General features: G+C 67.6%; 23 protein-coding genes. 17 read left to right on the top strand and 6 right to left on the bottom strand.

The genetic code is table 11. The annotated features are described in order from the left end of the window. Positions 1-2: 2 nt before the first annotated feature. The gene (gene kefF, locus RZE77_RS23165; RefSeq protein WP_319439440.1) at positions 3-698 is read right to left on the bottom strand and encodes a glutathione-regulated potassium-efflux system oxidoreductase KefF; all 696 of its coding nucleotides are present in this window, start codon (positions 696-698) and stop codon (positions 3-5) included. Positions 699-790: 92 nt separating this feature from the next. Here kefF and RZE77_RS23160 point away from each other — a divergent pair, with 92 nt between their 5' ends. Both RZE77_RS23160 and RZE77_RS23155 read left to right on the top strand, forming a co-directional pair. Then, the gene (locus tag RZE77_RS23160; protein ID WP_319439439.1) at positions 791-1,411 is read left to right on the top strand and encodes a ParA family protein; all 621 of its coding nucleotides are present in this window, start codon (positions 791-793) and stop codon (positions 1,409-1,411) included. 52 nt (positions 1,412-1,463) lie between these two features. Next, complete coding sequence (locus tag RZE77_RS23155) at positions 1,464-1,934, top strand: MaoC family dehydratase (RefSeq protein WP_319427596.1); 471 nt, start codon at positions 1,464-1,466, stop codon at positions 1,932-1,934. A gap of 9 nt (positions 1,935-1,943) precedes the next feature. Here the strand turns inward: RZE77_RS23155 and trmL are convergent, their stop codons facing one another. Both trmL and RZE77_RS23145 read right to left on the bottom strand, forming a co-directional pair. Next, positions 1,944-2,405 carry a tRNA (uridine(34)/cytosine(34)/5-carboxymethylaminomethyluridine(34)-2'-O)-methyltransferase TrmL gene (gene trmL, locus RZE77_RS23150; RefSeq protein WP_319439438.1) on the bottom strand — a complete coding sequence of 154 codons (462 nt, stop codon included), beginning with the start codon at positions 2,403-2,405 and terminating at the stop codon, positions 1,944-1,946. Between the two features lie 19 nt (positions 2,406-2,424). After that, on the bottom strand, positions 2,425-3,141 hold the full coding sequence (locus tag RZE77_RS23145) for a ComF family protein (protein ID WP_319439437.1): 717 nt from the start codon (positions 3,139-3,141) through the stop codon (positions 2,425-2,427). A gap of 23 nt (positions 3,142-3,164) precedes the next feature. Between RZE77_RS23145 and RZE77_RS23140 the strand changes: the two genes are divergently transcribed. From RZE77_RS23140 to RZE77_RS23105, 8 genes are all read left to right on the top strand, one after another. Continuing rightward, positions 3,165-4,079, top strand: coding sequence for a class I SAM-dependent methyltransferase (locus tag RZE77_RS23140; RefSeq protein WP_319439436.1), 915 nt, complete (start codon positions 3,165-3,167; stop codon positions 4,077-4,079). A gap of 167 nt (positions 4,080-4,246) precedes the next feature. Further along, a complete protein-coding gene (locus RZE77_RS23135; RefSeq protein ID WP_124960143.1) occupies positions 4,247-4,723 on the top strand; it encodes a DUF2244 domain-containing protein in 477 nt (158 codons plus the stop codon). Between the two features lie 60 nt (positions 4,724-4,783). Further along, entirely contained in the window at positions 4,784-5,962 is a 1,179-nt protein-coding gene (coxB, locus tag RZE77_RS23130; protein WP_319439435.1) for a cytochrome c oxidase subunit II, read from the top strand. 46 nt (positions 5,963-6,008) lie between these two features. After that, on the top strand, positions 6,009-7,640 hold the full coding sequence (gene ctaD, locus RZE77_RS23125) for a cytochrome c oxidase subunit I (RefSeq protein ID WP_319439434.1): 1,632 nt from the start codon (positions 6,009-6,011) through the stop codon (positions 7,638-7,640). A gap of 32 nt (positions 7,641-7,672) precedes the next feature. Next, positions 7,673-7,789 (top strand): cytochrome oxidase small assembly protein, encoded by a 117-nt coding sequence (locus RZE77_RS23120; protein WP_021009071.1) that lies wholly within the window; start codon positions 7,673-7,675, stop codon positions 7,787-7,789. A gap of 28 nt (positions 7,790-7,817) precedes the next feature. After that, positions 7,818-8,444, top strand: coding sequence for a cytochrome c oxidase assembly protein (locus RZE77_RS23115; protein WP_124960140.1), 627 nt, complete (start codon positions 7,818-7,820; stop codon positions 8,442-8,444). Then, positions 8,441-8,650 carry a DUF2970 domain-containing protein gene (locus RZE77_RS23110; RefSeq protein WP_015867158.1) on the top strand — a complete coding sequence of 70 codons (210 nt, stop codon included), beginning with the start codon at positions 8,441-8,443 and terminating at the stop codon, positions 8,648-8,650. The genes RZE77_RS23115 and RZE77_RS23110 overlap by 4 nt, the downstream gene beginning before the upstream one ends. 70 nt (positions 8,651-8,720) lie before the next feature. Next, positions 8,721-9,602, top strand: a complete 882-nt coding sequence (locus RZE77_RS23105) for a cytochrome c oxidase subunit 3 (RefSeq protein WP_319439433.1) — start codon at positions 8,721-8,723, stop codon at positions 9,600-9,602. A 74-nt stretch (positions 9,603-9,676) separates the two neighbouring features. Here RZE77_RS23105 and RZE77_RS23100 read toward each other — a convergent pair whose 3' ends face one another. Continuing rightward, complete coding sequence (locus RZE77_RS23100; protein ID WP_319427588.1) at positions 9,677-9,907, bottom strand: twin transmembrane helix small protein; 231 nt, start codon at positions 9,905-9,907, stop codon at positions 9,677-9,679. A gap of 27 nt (positions 9,908-9,934) precedes the next feature. Between RZE77_RS23100 and RZE77_RS23095 the strand changes: the two genes are divergently transcribed. From RZE77_RS23095 to RZE77_RS23070, 6 genes are read left to right on the top strand one after another with little or no spacing between them, the layout of a single operon-like run. After that, a complete protein-coding gene (locus RZE77_RS23095; RefSeq protein ID WP_319439432.1) occupies positions 9,935-10,744 on the top strand; it encodes an SURF1 family protein in 810 nt (269 codons plus the stop codon). After that, entirely contained in the window at positions 10,728-11,411 is a 684-nt protein-coding gene (locus RZE77_RS23090; RefSeq protein WP_319439431.1) for an SCO family protein, read from the top strand. The genes RZE77_RS23095 and RZE77_RS23090 overlap by 17 nt, the downstream gene beginning before the upstream one ends. Positions 11,412-11,417: 6 nt before the next feature. Then, positions 11,418-12,635 carry a COX15/CtaA family protein gene (locus RZE77_RS23085; protein ID WP_319439430.1) on the top strand — a complete coding sequence of 406 codons (1,218 nt, stop codon included), beginning with the start codon at positions 11,418-11,420 and terminating at the stop codon, positions 12,633-12,635. Further along, a complete protein-coding gene (cyoE, locus tag RZE77_RS23080; protein WP_015867152.1) occupies positions 12,632-13,537 on the top strand; it encodes a heme o synthase in 906 nt (301 codons plus the stop codon). Before RZE77_RS23085 ends, cyoE begins: the two co-directional genes overlap by 4 nt. A 20-nt stretch (positions 13,538-13,557) precedes the next feature. Beyond that, positions 13,558-14,175, top strand: a complete 618-nt coding sequence (locus RZE77_RS23075; protein WP_319427584.1) for an SCO family protein — start codon at positions 13,558-13,560, stop codon at positions 14,173-14,175. 10 nt (positions 14,176-14,185) lie between these two features. After that, positions 14,186-15,025 carry a DNA alkylation repair protein gene (locus RZE77_RS23070; protein ID WP_319439429.1) on the top strand — a complete coding sequence of 280 codons (840 nt, stop codon included), beginning with the start codon at positions 14,186-14,188 and terminating at the stop codon, positions 15,023-15,025. Positions 15,026-15,072: 47 nt separating this feature from the next. On the opposite strand, the gene rpoH is transcribed toward RZE77_RS23070, so the two are convergent. Further along, positions 15,073-16,014: an RNA polymerase sigma factor RpoH gene (gene rpoH, locus RZE77_RS23065; RefSeq protein WP_018906715.1), complete on the bottom strand. Its 942-nt coding sequence runs from the start codon at positions 16,012-16,014 to the stop codon at positions 15,073-15,075. A 146-nt stretch (positions 16,015-16,160) separates the two neighbouring features. Next, a complete protein-coding gene (locus RZE77_RS23060; protein ID WP_319439428.1) occupies positions 16,161-16,625 on the bottom strand; it encodes an Mpo1 family 2-hydroxy fatty acid dioxygenase in 465 nt (154 codons plus the stop codon). A gap of 165 nt (positions 16,626-16,790) precedes the next feature. Here RZE77_RS23060 and RZE77_RS23055 point away from each other — a divergent pair, with 165 nt between their 5' ends. Then, on the top strand, positions 16,791-17,504 hold the full coding sequence (locus RZE77_RS23055) for a response regulator transcription factor (RefSeq protein ID WP_319439427.1): 714 nt from the start codon (positions 16,791-16,793) through the stop codon (positions 17,502-17,504).

Here is a 17,504-nt window from a genome sequence, read left to right as displayed (position 1 = left end):
GCTCAGGCGATGCCCTTTTCGTTGTTCTGTTCATCGTTGGCGGCGGACGCCGCCTCGTCCAGGGCATCGGCTTCGGCCGGGCGGTCGGCTTCGGGCACCGGGCAGGCCACGCAGGCGTCGAGCTCCTCGAGCTCGGGCCATTGGGGGTAGCTGCCGAGCCGCTGGGCGAACACGTCGACGTGCGCCGCCACTTCGTCCTCGGCGGCGCTGCGCGCACCGTGCAGGACCAGCGGCGGCAGGAAGCGCATGCCGCACAGCGCCGCGGTCTGCTCGTAGGGCGGCAGGAAGGCGTCGAAGAAATAGCGGTGGTAGCCCTGGGGGTGGTAGCTCGCCTCGGGGCTGCCCGTGGTGGCGACCAGCCAGCAGTCCTTGCCCTGCAAGGCCGTGCCGCCGGGACCGTAGGCCCATCCGTAGCTGAGCACGTCGTCGAGCCAGAGTTTTTGCAGCGCCGGCATCGAATACCACTGGATCGGGTGCAGCAGCACCACCAGGCTGGCCCTGGCGAGCCGGGCGTGTTCGGCCTCGACGTCGATCGCGAAGTCCGGGTAGCTGCCGTAGAGGTCGTTGACATCGACCCCCGGCACGCCGCGCGCGGCGGCCAGCATGCGCCGGTTCACGCGCGAGTCGCGCCAGTGCGGATGGGCCGCGAGCACGTAGATGCCGCCGGTTTCGCCGGCGGCCGATGTTGTTGTCGTCATGCCGCGAACATAGCGCAGGTTGGGCGCTTGCCGGGGCCGAGCGCACCGCGTGTCGCTACGATGCGGAGGTTTCCAGCTCTGGAGGAGATGCTATGCCGGTGGTTCTGGTCGCCAATCCCAAGGGTGGCGTGGGCAAATCGACGCTCGCAACGAACATTGCGGGCTACTTTGCGAGCCGCGGCCATGCGGTGATGCTGGGCGACGTGGACCGCCAGCAGTCCTCGCGCCTGTGGCTGGGCCTGCGCCCGCCGCAGGCGCGGACCATCGCCACCTGGGAAGCCACCGGCGACAGCGCCGTGGTGCGGCCGCCGCGCGGCACCACGCATGCCGTGCTCGACACCCCCGCCGGCCTGCACGGCTGGCGCTTCAAGGAAGTGCTGGCGCTGGCCGACCGGGTGATCGTGCCGCTGCAGCCGAGCATCTTCGACATCTACGCCACGCGCGATTTCCTCGACCGGCTGAAGGAACAGCGCCGCGCCGAAAAGACGAAGATCAGCCTTGTGGGCATGCGCGTGAACGCCCGCACCCTGGCGGCCGACCGGCTGCACGAGTTCATCGCCAGCCTCGGCGTCCCGGTGCTGGGCGAGCTGCGCGACACGCAGAACTACGTGCAGCTCGCGGCGCGCGGGCTCACGCTGTTCGACATCGCACCGGGCCGGGTGCAGCGCGACCTGGCGCAGTGGCAGCCGATCTGCGACTGGCTCGAAGGCTGAGGACCGCGGCTGTCGCAAGGCCGACAGCCAGGCCGCCGGCCTTCGCGCCAGAATGCCCCGCATGACCAAAAAGACATTCCAGACGCTTCAGGATCTTGCGGCCTGCGTCGGCCAGGAAGTTGCCGTGAGCGACTGGATCACCATCACGCAAGAGCAGGTGAACCAGTTCGCCGAAGCCACGGGCGACCACCAGTGGATCCATGTCGACATCGAGCGCGCCAAGGCCGGGCCCTTCGGCGGGCCGATCGCCCATGGCTTCCTGACGTTGTCGCTGCTGCCGCGTTTCTTCGAGACGGCGCTCGATGTGGTCGAGTCGCGCATGGGCGTGAACTACGGCCTGAACCGGGTGCGCTTCATGTCGCCGGTGCCGGTGGGCAAGCGGCTGCGCGCGCGCATGAAACTGCTCACGGCGGAGCCGATCGCCGACGACGGCATCCAGATGACCTGGGAAGCCACGATCGAGCTCGAAGGCGTGGCCAAGCCGGCCTGCGTGGCCGAATCGGTGGTGCGCCGCTACCGCTGAGGCCCTTGCTCAGCCGAAGCCGTTCTGGCGCCAGGCCTCGAAGACGGTCACCGCCACGGCATTCGACAGATTCAGGCTGCGCTGCCCCTCGCGCATCGGCAGCCGCAGGCGCTGCGGCTCGGCAAAGCCCTCGCGCACCGCGGGCGGCAGGCCGCTGGTCTCCGAACCGAACACCAGCCAGTCGCCGGGCTGGAAGCGCACGTCGTGCACGGCCCGCGTGCCGCGCGTGGTGAGCGCGAACATGCGCTCGGCGGCCGGCCGTTCGGCATCGAGCAGCGCCTGCCAGCCGGCGTGGCGCTTCACTTCGGCATATTCGTGATAGTCGAGCCCGGCGCGGCGCAGCAGGCGGTCGTCCATCGAGAAACCCAGCGGCTCGACCAGGTGCAACATGCAGCCGGTGTTGGCCGCGAGACGGATCACGTTGCCGGTGTTCGGCGGGATTTCGGGCTGGACCAGGACGATATGGAACATGCGCCGATTGTCGCGGTGCTCAATGGGGCGGATCGGTGCGTGCGAACACCAGGGCCGTGACATGCGCCGCGCCGGCCAGCCGCAGCGCCGCGGCGGCCGAGAACAGCGAGGCGCCGCTGGTCATCACGTCGTCGACCAGCACCACGCGCCGGCCTTGCAGCTCGTGGGCGCGCAAGGGCTCGACCGCGAAGGCGCCGCGCAGGTTGCGCAGGCGCTCGGCGCGCGCGAGGCCGCTCTGCGCGGGCGTCTCGCGGGTGCGCAGGAGCAGCGCCGCGTCGGTCTTGGCGGGCGCGAGCCGGCGCGCCAGTTCGAGCGCCTGGTTGAAGCCGCGCTCGCGCAGCCGGGCCGGCGCCATCGGCATGGGCAGCACATGGTCGCATTGCTCCAGCGCCGGCTCCACCCACGGCACGCTGCGCATCAGCGTGGCAAGCGGCCCGGCCCAGCCGGCCTCGCCGCGAAACTTGAGTTGAGCGATGCAATCGGGCCAGGGCCACGCATAGGCGCAGGCTGCAAAGCAGGCATCGAGCGGCGGCGGATCGCGCATGCATTCGCTGCACCGGGCCACGCCCTCGGGCACCGGCAGGGCACAGCTGCCGCAGCGCGCGGCCGGCGGCGCGAAGCGCGTCACGCAGGCATCGCAGACACGCCGCGAAGGCCATGCGCGGCACACCTCGCACTGGCTGGGCAGCCGTGCGAGCAGAGAGGTCAAAGGCCGATCGGCCCAACGGCTGAACATGGGCTCAATATACTCACGGCCCCATGGCCACCGACCCCGCAAGAAGACCGCCGACCATCGATCCCACGGCGGCCGCGCGCTGGAGCCGGCTCGCGCCCGCCGACGGCTCGCCCTGGCTGCACGAGGAAATCGGCCGCCGCATGGAAGACCGGCTGCAATGGATCAAGGCGCAGCCGCGCACCTGGGCCGACTGGGCGCCATTGCGCGGCGGCCTCGAGGCACATGAGCTGGTGGCCCGGCGCTACCGCGAAGCCGCCTGCTTCGTGATCGAACCCGAAGCGAAGCTGGCCGCCGCGGCCGGCGAGGCGCTGGCCGCGCCCTGGTGGAGCGCGCGCCGCTGGCAGGGCAGCAAGCTGCGCTTCGATGTGCCGCCCGAAGACGGTGTGGACCTGCTCTGGGCCAACATGTCGCTGCACATGGCGGCCGACCCCGAGGCGCTCATCGCGCGCTGGCACCGGCTGGTGGCGACCGACGGCTTCCTGATGTTCTCGTGCCTGGGCCCCGACACGGTGCGCGAGCTGCGGGCGCTGCACGCGCGCCTGGGCTGGCCGGCCGCGGGCCACGAATACACCGACATGCACGACTGGGGCGACATGCTGGTGCATGCCGGCTTCGCCGAGCCGGTGATGGACATGGAACGCATCGTGCTCACCTGGGCCACGCCCGAAGCGGCGCTGGCCGAGCTGCGCACGCTCGGGCGCAACCTGCATCCCGCGCGCTTCCCGGCGCTTCGCGGCAAGGCATGGCACCAGGCGCTCAAGCATGCGCTGCCCGAGCTGGCACCGGCGCAGGAGGGCGGCGGGCGCATCGCGCTGACCTTCGAGGTCATTTACGGCCATGCCTTCAAGCCCGCGCCGCGCGTGGCGCTTTCGGCCGAGAGCGCGGTGTCGCTGCGCGAGATGCGCTCGATGCTGCAGCGCGGCCGGCCCGGCGCCTGATCGGCGCGCCCGGCCCGCTGCGCATCCGCGACCGGGCGCCTGTGTCTACCCGCTACAATCCGCCGTTGCGTGAAACTCGCGGGTAGTGTTCCGCGAACGAGGTCTGTCCGATCCTGTGGAGACAAGGGGTCTGGCAGCGTCGACGCACCGATTTGCTGAACTCGCCCGTGCCGAATTCCGTGTTTCGTTTTGCCACCGTTTCAGGCCAGAACATCCACTGGTTCCTGAAGCGCAATTGCTCGGTGACGCCGAGCCAGCTGGGCTGGCTCTACGCCTCGCTGTGCGTGGTATCGCTCGGTATCGGCGCGGTCTTCTGGATGCTCGGTGCGCCGCTGGTTCTGCCTTTTGCATGGCTCGAACTGGCCGCGGTGGGTTTCGCGTTCATGCTGTACGCGCGGCACGCAACCGATGGAGAACGGATTGCGCTGCAGGGCGGCCGGCTGGTGGTCGAGCTCGAGAACGGTGGAGACTACGAGCGTACGGAATTTCTGCCGCACCAGGTGCGGATCGAACCGCAGGCCGGCGATCGTTCGCTGATCGAGGTCTCGGGTCAGGGTCGATCGGTCAGGGTGGGGCGCTATGTACGCCCGGAATTGCGAGCCGCATTGGCGCGCGAGATTCGCATGGCGTTGCGTGGCGCCTGAGGGCTCGCGCGGCGCTGCACGGTTGGGTTTGTTGAAAAAAATTGAAGAAACGTGAACACGATGAAGAGCATTTGGCGCAATAAGTACAGGCCGGCGAATCTGTTGCTGGCGGCCGGCGCGGCTTTCAGCGGCGCGGCGCACGCAGTCAACGATCTGCCCGGCGGCCCCTCGGTGCGCCAGCTGAATCTTCCGCTGGGCGTCACCAAGATTGCGCAGGAACAGCATTTCCTGCACACGGTGATGATGATCCTGTGCACGGTCATCTTCGTTGCCGTGTTCGCGGTCATGTTCTATTCGATATGGAAGCACCGCAAGTCGGTCGGCCACAAGGCGGCCAACTTCCATGAATCGGTGGTGGTCGAGGTCATCTGGACCATCGTGCCCTTCATCATCGTGATCGTGATGGCGCTGCCCGCCACCAAGGTGCTGGTGGCCCAGAAGGACACCACCAACGCCGACCTCACCATCAAGACCACCGGCTACCAGTGGAAGTGGGGCTACGACTACCTGAACGGCGAAGGCGAGGGCCTGGCCTTCATCTCCACGCTCGACAGCTCGCAGCGCGCCATGTCCGACGCCGGCGCCAAGGGCGCCATGCCCGACGACTACCTCTTCAAGGTCGACAACCCGCTGGTGGTGCCGGTCCATAAGAAGGTCCGCATCATCACCACCGCCAACGACGTGATCCACGCGTTTGCCGTGCCCCAGCTCGGCATCAAGCAGGACGCGATTCCCGGCTTCGTGCGCGACACTTGGTTCCGCGCCGAAACCGTGGGCGACTACTACGGCCAGTGCCAGGAGCTCTGCGGCAAGGAGCACGCCTACATGCCGATCCACGTGAAGGTGGTCTCGGCCGCCGACTACACGGCCTGGGTCGATGGCAAGCGCAAGGAAGCCGCGGCCAAGCTCGACGATCCGAGCAAGGTCTGGACCCTGCCCGACATGATGACGCGCGGCGAGAAGGTCTATGCCGCCAACTGCGCGGCCTGCCACCAGGCCAACGGCAAGGGCGCCGGCCCGATCAAGGCGCTGGACGCCAGCGCCAAGGTGGTCGACGCGGACCACAAGGTGCAGCTGCTGGTGCTGCTCAACGGCCAGAACAATGGCGCGATGCCCTCCTGGAAGCAGCTGAGCGACACCGACCTCGCGGCCGTCGCCACCTATACCAAGAACAGTTGGTCGAACAAGACGGGCCAGCTGGTGCAGCCGGCCGAAGTTCTGGCCCTGCGCGGCAAGTGACCGTGCCCAAGCGCCCCGCGACGAAGAAATTGCAAGGAACAACGAAATGAGTGCAGTCCTCGACCCCCACGGTCACGCCCACGACGGCCACGCACACGACGAGCACCACGCAGCGCCCACCGGCTGGCGCCGCTGGGTGTTCGCCACCAACCACAAGGACATCGGCACGCTCTACCTGCTGTTCAGCTTCACCATGCTGATGGTGGGCGGCGTGCTTGCGCTGCTGATCCGCGCCGAGCTGTTCCAGCCCGGCCTGCAGCTGGTGAACCCCGAGCTGTTCAACCAGTTCACCACCATGCACGGCCTGATCATGGTGTTCGGCGCCATCATGCCGGCCTTCGTGGGCTTCGCGAACTGGATGATCCCGCTGCAGATCGGCGCATCCGACATGGCGTTCGCGCGCATGAACAACTTCAGCTTCTGGCTGCTGATCCCTGCCGCGCTGATGCTCGTGGGCTCGTTCTTCATGCCCGGCGGCGCACCCGCCGCGGGCTGGACGCTCTACGCGCCGCTCACGCTGCAGATGGGCCCCTCGATGGACGCCGGCATCTTCGCGATGCACATCATGGGCGCCTCGTCGATCATGGGCTCGATCAACATCATCGTCACCATCCTGAACATGCGCGCCCCCGGCATGACGCTCATGAAGATGCCGATGTTCTGCTGGACCTGGCTCATCACCGCCTACCTGCTGATCGCCGTGATGCCCGTGCTCGCAGGCGCCATCACCATGACGCTGACCGACCGCCACTTCGGCACCAGCTTCTTCAACCCCGCCGGCGGCGGCGACCCGGTGATGTACCAGCACATCTTCTGGTTCTTCGGCCACCCCGAGGTCTACATCATGATCTTGCCGGCCTTCGGCATCGTCAGCCAGATCGTGCCGGCGTTCTCGCGCAAGCGGCTGTTCGGCTACGCCTCGATGGTGTACGCCACCTCGTCGATCGCGATCCTGTCGTTCATCGTCTGGGCGCACCACATGTTCACGACCGGCATGCCGGTCACGGGCCAGCTGTTCTTCATGTACGCGACCATGCTGATCGCGGTGCCCACGGCCGTGAAGATCTTCAACTGGATCGCCACCATGTGGCAGGGCTCGATGACCTTCGAGACCCCGATGCTGTTCGCGGTGGGCTTCATCTTCGTGTTCACGATGGGCGGCTTCACCGGCCTCATCCTGGCCATCGCCCCGATCGACATCCAACTGCAGGACACCTACTACGTGGTGGCCCACTTCCACTACGTGCTCGTGGCCGGCTCGCTCTATGCCATGTTCGCGGGCTACTACTACTGGGCGCCCAAGTGGACCGGCGTGATGTACAACGAAACGCGCGGCAAGATCCACTTCTGGTGGTCGCTGATCTCGTTCAACATCACCTTCTTCCCGATGCACTTCCTGGGCCTGGCGGGCATGCCGCGCCGCTATGCCGACTACCCGATGCAGTTCGCCGACTTCAACGCGGTGGCTTCGGTGGGCGCGTTCGCCTTCGGTCTTGCACAGGTCTATTTCTTCTTCTTCATCGTGCTGCCGACCATGCTCGGCAAGGGCGAGAAGGCATCGCAGAAGCCCTGGGAAGCCGCTGAAGGCCTCGAGTGGGAAGTGCCGTCGCCGGCGCCCTTCCATACCTTCGAGAACCCGCCCAAGCTCGACGCGACTGCCACCAAGGTGATCGGCTGAACGGCGCCAGGCCGCCGGCTTGCATGACCACGATGACCACGCCCGAACAGAAAAGGAACAACCGCCGCATGGGGCTCACGCTGGCCTCCATCGCCGTGCTGTTCTTTCTCGGATTCCTGGTCCGCATGATCTGGTTCGGCGGACGCTGAACCAGAAGCCAACGGAGCCGTCCGCAACATGAGCCTCGGTCAACGCATCAAGCGCGCCAATGTCCGCATGGTCGGCAAGCTGGCCGTGGTGACCTGCGGCATGTTCGCGTTCGGCTACGCCCTGGTGCCGCTCTACCGCGCCATCTGCGAAATGACCGGCATCAACATCCTCGCGCTCAACGAGCTCGAGGTGCCGGGCGGCGCGAGCGGCGGCAAGAACGTGCGCGTGCCCGACAACACGCAGGTCGACACCACGCGCACCATCACGGTCGAGTTCGACTCCAACGTGCGCGGCGGCCTCTGGGACTTCAAGCCCGCCGAGCGGACGATGCAGGTGCACCCCGGCCAGCTCAACACCGTGGTCTACGAATTCCAGAACGTGCAGAACCGCCGCATGGCGGCGCAGGCCATCCCGAGCTATGCGCCACAGCAGGCCGCGCCGTACTTCAACAAGCTGGAGTGCTTCTGCTTCAACCAGTACACGCTTGACCCGGGCGAGAAGAAGCAGTGGCCCGTCGCCTTCGTGATCGACCCGAAGATCTCCAAGGACGTGAAGACCATCACGCTGTCCTACACCTTCTTCGAAGTCGGCGGCAAGACGCCCGCGGCCCCGGTGGCCGCTGTTTCGAATGCTGCCCATGAGCCCCGTTCGTGACCGCGCCGAACACCCCGCCCAAGGCCACGCTGTGGGACACGGTGAAGGCCGTCTGCTGGTCGTTCTTCGGGGTGCGCAAGAAGAGCGCCTACCAGGACGACCTGGCCAAGCTGAACCCGCTGCACATCATCGCGGTGGCCTTTGCCGCGGTCATCGTTTTCATCGTCGGCCTGGTGCTGCTGGTGCGCTACGTGGTTGCGCCCTGAACGCGGTCCGCATGGCCCACGACATCCAGAACCCATCGAATCGAGAGAAGAAAGAAAGCCAGGAGCTGATATGAGTTCAACCACCCACGGCACCACGCCCTACTACTTTGTGCCCGGGCCGTCCGCCTACCCGGTCATGGCCGCGACCGGCCTGTTCTTCGTGATTCTCGGCGCGGGCCAGTGGATCAACGGCCACCAGTGGGGCGCCTGGTCCCTGCTGGCGGGCATGGTCGCGTGGCTCGCCACGCTGTTCGTGTGGTTCCGCACCGCCATCGGCGAGAGCGAAAGCGGCCAGTACGGCCACAAGATCGACCTCTCGTTCCGCTGGAGCATGAGCTGGTTCATCTTCTCCGAAGTGATGTTCTTCGGTGCCTTCTTCACCGCGCTGTGGTGGACCCGCACCCATTCGCTGCCGGCGCTCGGCAGCCTCGAGAACGCGCTGCTCTGGCCCGACTTCAAGGCCGTCTGGCCCAGCATTGCAGCCGGCGCCACCGGTTCGCCGGCCGACATCGTCGAGCCCTTCCAGACCGTCGGCCCGTTCTGGCTGCCCACGATCAACACCGCGCTCCTGCTGAGCTCGGGCGTGACGCTCACCATTGCCCACCACGCGCTGCGTGCCGGCCATCGTGCCCAGACCATCCGCTTCATGTGGCTCACCGTGCTGCTCGGCGTGGTCTTCCTGGGCGTGCAGGGCTACGAGTACCACCACCTGTACACCGACCTGAACCTCAAGCTCAGTTCCGGCGCCTACGGCTCGACCTTCTTCATGCTGACCGGCTTCCACGGCCTGCACGTGTTCATCGGCATGCTGATGCTGCTGTTCATCACGCTGCGCCTGCAGAAGGGCCACTTCACGCCAGAGCGCCATTTCGGCTTCGAGGGCGCGGCCTGGTACTGGCACTTCGTCGACGTGGTGTGGCTCGGCCTCTACATGCTGGTGTACTGGCTTTGAGCGAACCCCGCGGCATGCAGAAAAAAAGGCGCCGGAAGGCGCCTTTTTCATGGTTCTCGTGGAACGAGCACCATCTACTTGCCGAGCGGGAGCCCGGTGGGCTGGATGTAGCCGAATTTCCAGGCCAGCAGCATGCAGAGGAACAAAAACACCGAGAGGCCGATCCGAAAGGTGAGCGCGCGCGCCATGCCGCCGCTCTTGGCGCGTCCGTTGCGCCCGTCTTTCAGCATGTAGAAGAGCGCGAAGGCAAGGCTCGCGAAGATGCCCACGAAAACCAGGGCGATGAAATATTTCATGACCCTCATTATCGGCCGCACGCCTCATCCACTCCAGTGACGCCGGAACCCCTTCACCCCGCCCGGTCGAGGCCAAGGCGGGGCCGCTTCCTGCTGGTCACGCTGGCCGCCGTGCTGGCCCTTTCCGCCACGGTGTCGCTGGGACGCTGGCAGCTGTCGCGCGCCGCGCAGAAGGAGGCGCTGCAGGCCGAGATCGAGGCCCAGAAGCAGAAGCCGCCGCTGGCCCAGGCCGAGTTCCTGGCGCTCGAGGCGCCGGCCGGCGAGCTGCATCGGCCCGTGCGGCTGCGCGGCCTCTGGCTGACGCCCCAGACGGTCTACCTGGACAACCGGCAGATGCATGGCGTGCCGGGCTTCTACGTGCTGACGCCGTTCGCCCTGGAAGGCAGCGACCAGGCCGTGATGATCCAGCGCGGCTGGGTGCAGCGCAATTTCAACGACCGCGCGCAACTGGGCGCGGTCGAGACGCCGCCGGGCATCGTCGAAGTCACGGGCCTGATCGAGCCACCGCCGGGCCATTTGTTCGAGCTTGGCAAGCCGGCCGCGGCTGCCTCGGCACCGGAATCCGCGGGGTCTTCGCCCATCCGGCAGAATCTCGACCTGGAAGCGTTCCGCGCCGAAACCAAGCTGCCGCTGCGAACCGATGTGTCGCTGCAGCAGGTCGGCCCCGCCTCCGAGGGGTTGCAGCGCGACTGGCCGGCCCCCGCTCTGGGTCTGGAGAAGCACTACGGCTATGCATTCCAGTGGTTCGGGCTTTCCGCCCTCGTGGTCATCCTCTATGTCTGGTTCCAAATCATTTCCCCCTACCGCCGCTCGCGGCGCCGCGCACGCGATGAACGCAGCCTCTGACGAACCGCTGGGCCTGACGGTGCACTCGATGCCGTCGCCCAACCAGGCGCTCGACGGCGCCGAGGGCCGCCGCACGGTGGTCGGACGCTGGAAGATGATTGCCGTGATGCTGATGTGCGCCGCGCCCGTCATCGCGTCGTACTTCACCTACTACGTGATCCGGCCCGAGGGGCGCAGCGTCTACGGCGAGCTCATCGATCCGCAGCGCACGCTGCCGGCATTCACCGCGACGGACCGCAACGGTGCGCCGGTCGACGTTTCCACGCTCAAGGGCCAGTGGCTGCTGGTGGCGGTGGCCGATGCGGCCTGCGACGCGCTCTGCGAACAGCAGCTCTACCTGCAACGCCAGCTGCGCGAAAGCCTGGGCCGCGAGAAGGACCGCCTCGACCGCGTCTGGCTCGTGAGCGATGCGGCGCCCGTTCCGGCGCGGCTGGACAACGGCCTGCGCGGCGCCACCGTGCTGCGCGTGCCGGCCGAGCAGTTGGCCAAGTGGCTCGCGCCGGTCTCGGGCCACGGACTGGCCGAGCACCTGTACGTGGTCGATCCGATGGGCAACTGGATGATGCGTTTTCCGGCCCGCATGGACGCCGCGGGCGCCAGCCGCGCCAAGCGCGACCTCGACCGCCTGCTGCGCGCCTCCGCCTCCTGGGATGAGCCCGGCCGCTAGCACCGCATGATGGACACCGGCTCGCTCTACGATCTCACCCCCATCGCCTGGCTGATGGGTGCCGGCGTGCTGATCGCGCTCGGCCCGCTGGTGTGGGTGTGGCGCCGCAACGCGGGCGCCGGTCCGGCGCGCCGGCTGCATGCGCTCACCGTGCTGACACTGTTCCTCACCTTCGACCTCACGCTGTTCGGCGCCTTCACCCGGCTCACCGATTCGGGCCTGGGCTGCCCCGACTGGCCGGGCTGCTACGGCAACGCGAGCCCGGTGGGGGCGCGCCACGAGATCGCCATGGCGCAGTCGGCCCAGCCGACCGGGCCGGTCACGCACAGCAAGGCCTGGGTCGAGATGGTGCACCGCTACCTGGCCACTGGCGTCGGCGTGCTGATCCTCGCGCTGGCGGGCGCCACCTGGATCGTGCGGCGGCGCCAGCGCCGCGTGCCCGCACCGGCGGGCGGCGAGCACGCCACGCTCAGCGCATGGTGGCCCGCGCTCACACTGGTCTGGGTCTGCCTGCAGGGCGCGTTCGGCGCGCTCACGGTCACCTGGAAGCTCTTTCCCGCCATCGTCACGCTGCACCTGCTGGGCGCCGTGGTGCTGCTGGTGCTGCTGTGCATCCAGGCCGTGCGCTACCGGCAGGCCGCTGCCGACCGCCTGCCCACGCCCGTGTCGCCTGCGCTGCGCAACGGGATGATCGCCACCTCGGCCCTGCTGTTGCTGCAGATCGCGCTCGGCGGCTGGGTTAGCACCAACTATGCGGTGCTGGCCTGCACCCAGTTTCCGACCTGCCAGGGCAGCTGGTGGCCGCCGATGAATTTTGCCCAGGGCTTCGAGATCTGGCGCCACCTGGGCGTGACCGGCAATGGCGTGCCGCTCGATTTTTCGGCGCTCACCGCCATCCACTACGTGCATCGGCTGATGGCCTATGCCGTGTTCGCCGCACTGGGCCTGCTCGCGTGGCAGCTGCGCCGCACCCCGCCGTTGCGGCCGCAGGCGCACTGGCTCGCGGGGCTCGCGCTGCTGCAGCTGGCCACCGGCCTCGGCAACGTGCTGCTCGGCTGGCCGCTGGTGGCCGCGCTCCTGCACACCGGGGGCGCCGCGGCGCTGGCCGTGGTGCTGACATGGGCGCTGTGCGAGAGCCGCCGCGGGGCCGTGGCCGCAATCGCACACGAGACAGACAAGGCGCCCGGCGCCCCACACAACAACCAGAGGGAGGCCGCCGCGTGAGCACGCCGATTTCCGTGCAGCAGACAAGCACCGCCAACGTGCTGCGCCAGTTCTATGCGCTGACCAAGCCGCGCGTGGTGCAGCTGATCGTCTTCTGCGCCCTCATCGGCATGGTGCTGGCCGTGCCCGGGCTGCCCTCGTGGGCCGACGTGCAGCGCGCCGTGCTGGCCTGCATCGGCATCTGGCTGGTGGCGGGTGCGGCGGCGGCGTTCAACTGCCTGGTCGAGAAGGGCATCGACGCCAAGATGAAGCGCACCGCCTGGCGCCCCACGGCGCGCGGGCAGCTCAGCGACCTGCAGGCGCTGGTGTTCTCGGCGCTGCTGTGCGCGGCCGGTTCGGCCCTGCTGTGGTTCCAGGTCAATCCGCTCACCATGTGGCTGACCTTTGCCACCTTCGTCGGCTATGCGGTGATCTACACCGTGATCCTCAAGCCATTGACGCCGCAGAACATCGTGATCGGCGGCGCCTCGGGCGCGATGCCGCCGGTGCTGGGCTGGGCCGCGATGACCGGCGACGTGGGCCCCGAGGCGCTGATCCTGTTCCTGATCATCTTCCTGTGGACGCCGCCGCATTTCTGGGCGCTGGCGCTCTACCGCGTCGAGGACTACCGCAAGGCCGGGCTGCCGATGCTGCCCGTCACGCACGGCAACGAGTTCACGCGGCTGCAGGTGCTGCTCTACACCTTCATTTTGTTCGCGGCCTGTCTGATGCCTTTCATCTACGGCATGAGCGGCTGGCTCTACCTGGCGGTGGCGGTGGGCGTGAGCATCGGCTTCACGGGCTACGCCTTCGCGCTCTGGCGCAACTACTCCGATGCGCTGGCGCGCAAGACCTTCCGGTTCTCGCTGATCCACCTGAGCGTGCTGTTCGCGGCACTGCTCGTCGACCACTATCTCCGCTGATTGACCGAATGCCCGTGCCCATGAACAAGCGAAATGCCCTTCAACTGATTGCCGGCGGCGCGGGATGGGCCGCCATGGCCGCCACCCTGGGCCTCGGGCTTTCTGCCTGCAGCGAAGCCAAGCCCAGCTTCAATGCGGTCGACATCACCGGCGCCGACTATGCCCGCGACTTCTCGCTGAAGGATGCCGACGGCAAGCTGCGCACGCTGGCCGACTTCAAGGGCAAGGTGGTCGTGCTGTTCTTCGGCTACGCGCAATGCCCCGACGTCTGCCCCACCACCATGACCGAGATGGCGCAGGTCAAGCAGCAGCTCGGCGCCGACGGCGACAAGCTGCAGGTGCTGTTCGTCACGGTCGATCCGGCGCGCGACACGCCCGAAGTGCTCAAGGCCTACATGGGCGCGTTCGACCCGGGTTTCGTCGCGCTGATTCCCACGGCCGACCAGCTCGCCCAGGTCGCCAAGGACTTCAAGGTCTACTTCAAGAAGGTCGAGGGCAAGACTCCCACGAGCTACTCGATGGACCATTCGGCCGCCAGCTTCGTCTACGACACCGACGGCCGGCTGCGGCTCTACGCGCGCTATGGCGCCGGCGTGGCGCCCATGGTGTCGGACGTGAAGGCGCTGCTCAAGTCCTGACCGCGCCCCCATGGACGCCGCCGTCGCCCTGGCCTCCGTCGAGCACCTGAAGGCGCGCAGGGGCGCCTTCCGCATCGCGCTCATTCCGCCCGAGGTGCTGCGCGCGCTCAACGACGGGCTGCTCGAGACCGTCAACCTCAACGAATTCATGGCGCTCGAGCTGCCACGGCTCGCGCGCAGCGTGGCGGCCCACATCGGGCTCGATCCGGCCAGCGAGCGGCTGGCCGACACCATCGCCATGCTCGGCGCGTTCAAGCCGATGCAGCGGCACGGCCACATTGCGCGCGCGCTCTACGACCTGGCGGCGCTGCATGCCGAGCGCGATGCCGTCGCCCACCGGCTGGCCACGCACGCGAGCGACGTCGCGCGCTGCTGGGCCGCGCAGTGGGTCACGCTCTCGGGCCTGCCGCTGGCGGCGCAGCTGGACGCGGTGCGGCGCTTTGCCGCCGATCCGCATTTCGGCGTGCGGGAAATCGCCTGGATGGCGGTGCGCGATGCGGTCATTGCCTCGCTTGACGATTCGCTCGCGCTGCTGCAGCCGTGGACGGCCGATGCCGATCCGAACATCCGCCGCTTTGCCAGCGAACTCACGCGTCCGCGCGGCGTCTGGTGCGCGCAGATCGATGCGCTCAAGGCCGAGCCCTGGCGCGCGCTGCCGCTCCTGGAGCCGCTGCGGGCCGATGCCAGCCGCTACGTGCAGAACTCGGTGGCCAACTGGCTCAACGACGCGAGCAAGACCCAGCCCGAATGGGTCGACCGGCTCTGCGCGCGCTGGGCGGCAGAATCGGACACGCCGGCCACCCGCTACATCGCCAAGCGAGCGCTGCGCACCCTGGCCAAACAGGCATGAAAAAGCCCGGCGCGCGGCCGGGCTTGTTCGGGTGAAGCTCAGAGGGCTCAGGCGTAGTCGGCCAGCGCCTTCTTCATCTTCTTCATGGCCGCGACTTCGATCTGGCGAATGCGCTCGGCGCTCACGCCGTACACCGCCGCCAGGTCGTGCAGCGTCATGCCGCCCGAACCGTCGTCGTTGACCTTGAGCCAGCGCTCTTCGACGATGCGGCGGCTGCGCTCGTCCAGCGCTTCGAGCGCGGTGGCGATGCCGTCGCTCGAGAGCCGGTCGCGCTGCTGCGATTCGAGCAGGGCAGTCGGCTCCTGCGTGGCGTCGGCCAGGTAGGCGATCGGGCCGAAGGCCTCGTCGCCGTCGTCCGACGGACCCGGATCGAGCAGCACGTCGCCGCCCGACAGGCGGGTTTCCATTTCGAGCACTTCTTCGGGCTTGACGTTGAGCCGGGTCGCCATCTGCGACACCTCGTCAGGGCTCAGCGTGTCGCGGTGCGTGCCGTTGTCGGCCGCGGCCGAGTCGGCCTTGAAGCCCTGCTTCATCGAGCGCAGGTTGAAGAACAGCTTGCGCTGGGCCTTGGTCGTCGCGACCTTGACCATGCGCCAGTTCTTCAGGATGTACTCGTGGATCTCGGCCTTGATCCAGTGCATGGCGTAGCTCACGAGCCGCACGCCCTGGTCGGGGTCGAAGCGCTTCACGGCCTTCATGAGGCCGACGTTGCCTTCCTGGATCAGGTCGCCGTGAGGCAGCCCGTAGCCCAGGTATTGGCGCGAAATGGACACCACGAGGCGCAGGTGCGAGAGGATCAGCGCACCGGCCGCTTCGAGGTCGTTGTGGTCGCGCAAGCGGCGTGCGAAGCCCTGCTCTTCTTCGAGCGTGAGCATCGGCAGGCGGTTGGCGGCCGAAATATAAGCATCCAGGTTGCCCAGCGGCGGCACCATCGACCATGGATTGGCGACGGCGAGCTGGTTGGCAGAGGCTCCAGACAGCGTGGTCATCAGGGGAAACTCCTTTGTATTGGGCATGTTAGCACTCGATTGGAGGGAGTGCTAAGCCAAGGGTTCCCCCTAAGTTTCTATCGCACCGATAGCCAAAGCTGTCAGCCGGACGGCGATCCGGCCTGCGGCGGCGTCCGACCCGGGGATCACCAGCGGATACCGAGGCGCAAAAACAGCTTGGAGAGTACGAACAGCGGCCCCACCCAAAGATATTGGATGTCTTCGAAGAAAGAAGGTTTCCTGCCTTCGATCCTGTGCCCGATGAACTGGAAGATCCAGGCCACCACGAAGGTGGCGGCGGAAACCGGCAGTACAAGGCTTCCCATCGCATGGACCAGCGCCAGCACCAGGGCCGTGCCGGCCAGCATGGCAAGCAGGAACGCAGAGGAGCGGAGCAGGGCGTAGTAGACCAGGCTGGCCGCCACGAAGAGGTAGGCGGCCCAGGGGTGCAGCGCAAACAGCAGGCCGACCAGGCTCAGCATGATGGCCGGGATCGCGGCGAAGTGAATCAGCTCGTTGGTCGGATGGCGGTGGCTTTCGCCATAGTGGGCCAGCAGCCGGTCGACCTTGCGCTCGCCCGCTGCCAGCGGGGCATCGGCGGTGTGCATCATGGTTGTCTCCAGAATGCCGTTCGATGCGGCGGGTAGCGCATGGTGCTCCCGCCCACGGTGGATGGCAAGTGCTATGAAAACAGGAGCGAACACCACCTGCGTGCGGCGGCCGCGCCATGACTTAGTGCACTGTTGCGCGGATGGCGCCTCGCTAAGATCGACCGCGTGGCCTCGCTCGAATCTTCCTCCAACCCGCCGCCGTCGCTTCTGGCGAACGGCACCCCCGCGCAGGCGCCGGGCGCGATCCTGGTGGTGGACGACCACGACTTGCTGCGGCTCGGCGTGCGCGCGCTGATCCAGGCGCAGACCGCTTCTTCGGGGGCCAGCATCGAAGTCTTCGAGGCCGCCAGCGCGGCCGAGGCGCTGGCGCTCTACGAGAGGCACCGCGAGTCGATCCGCCTGGTGCTGCTGGACCTGGCGCTGCCCGATACCCATGGCCTGAGCGGCCTCGCGGAATTCCGCCTGCGCCACCCGTCCGCCCGCATCGTGGTGCTTTCGGGCACCGGCAACACCTCGCTGGCACAGGGGGCGGTGGCGCTGGGCGCGAGCGCCTTTCTTCCCAAGTCGGCGGACCTGAAGGAGGTGGTGGGATTCATCCGCGCCTGCGGCTTGCTCGAGCCCGACGCGTCTGAAGTTCCCCCTCCCGCCACGATGTCCAAGGTGCTCGGCGGCTACGGCGAATCGGCGCAGGCCAGCGCCTGGCAGGAACTCACGCCGCGCCAGATGCAGGTGCTGCAATGGGTGCTCGAAGGCAAGGCGAACAAGGAGATCGCCCAGCTCGCGAACCTGAGCGAAGGCACGGTGAAGAACCATGTATCGACCATCCTGCTGCTGTTCGGCGTGCGTTCGCGTGCGCAGCTGATCAGCAGCCTGCGTTGA

Origin of the sequence: Variovorax sp. SPNA7 (assembly GCF_033807855.1) — a bacterium.
Taxonomy (GTDB): domain Bacteria; phylum Pseudomonadota; class Gammaproteobacteria; order Burkholderiales; family Burkholderiaceae_C; genus Variovorax; species Variovorax beijingensis.
Note: the sequence above shows the minus strand (reverse complement) of the source record. Positions and strands in the feature narration are given on the sequence as shown.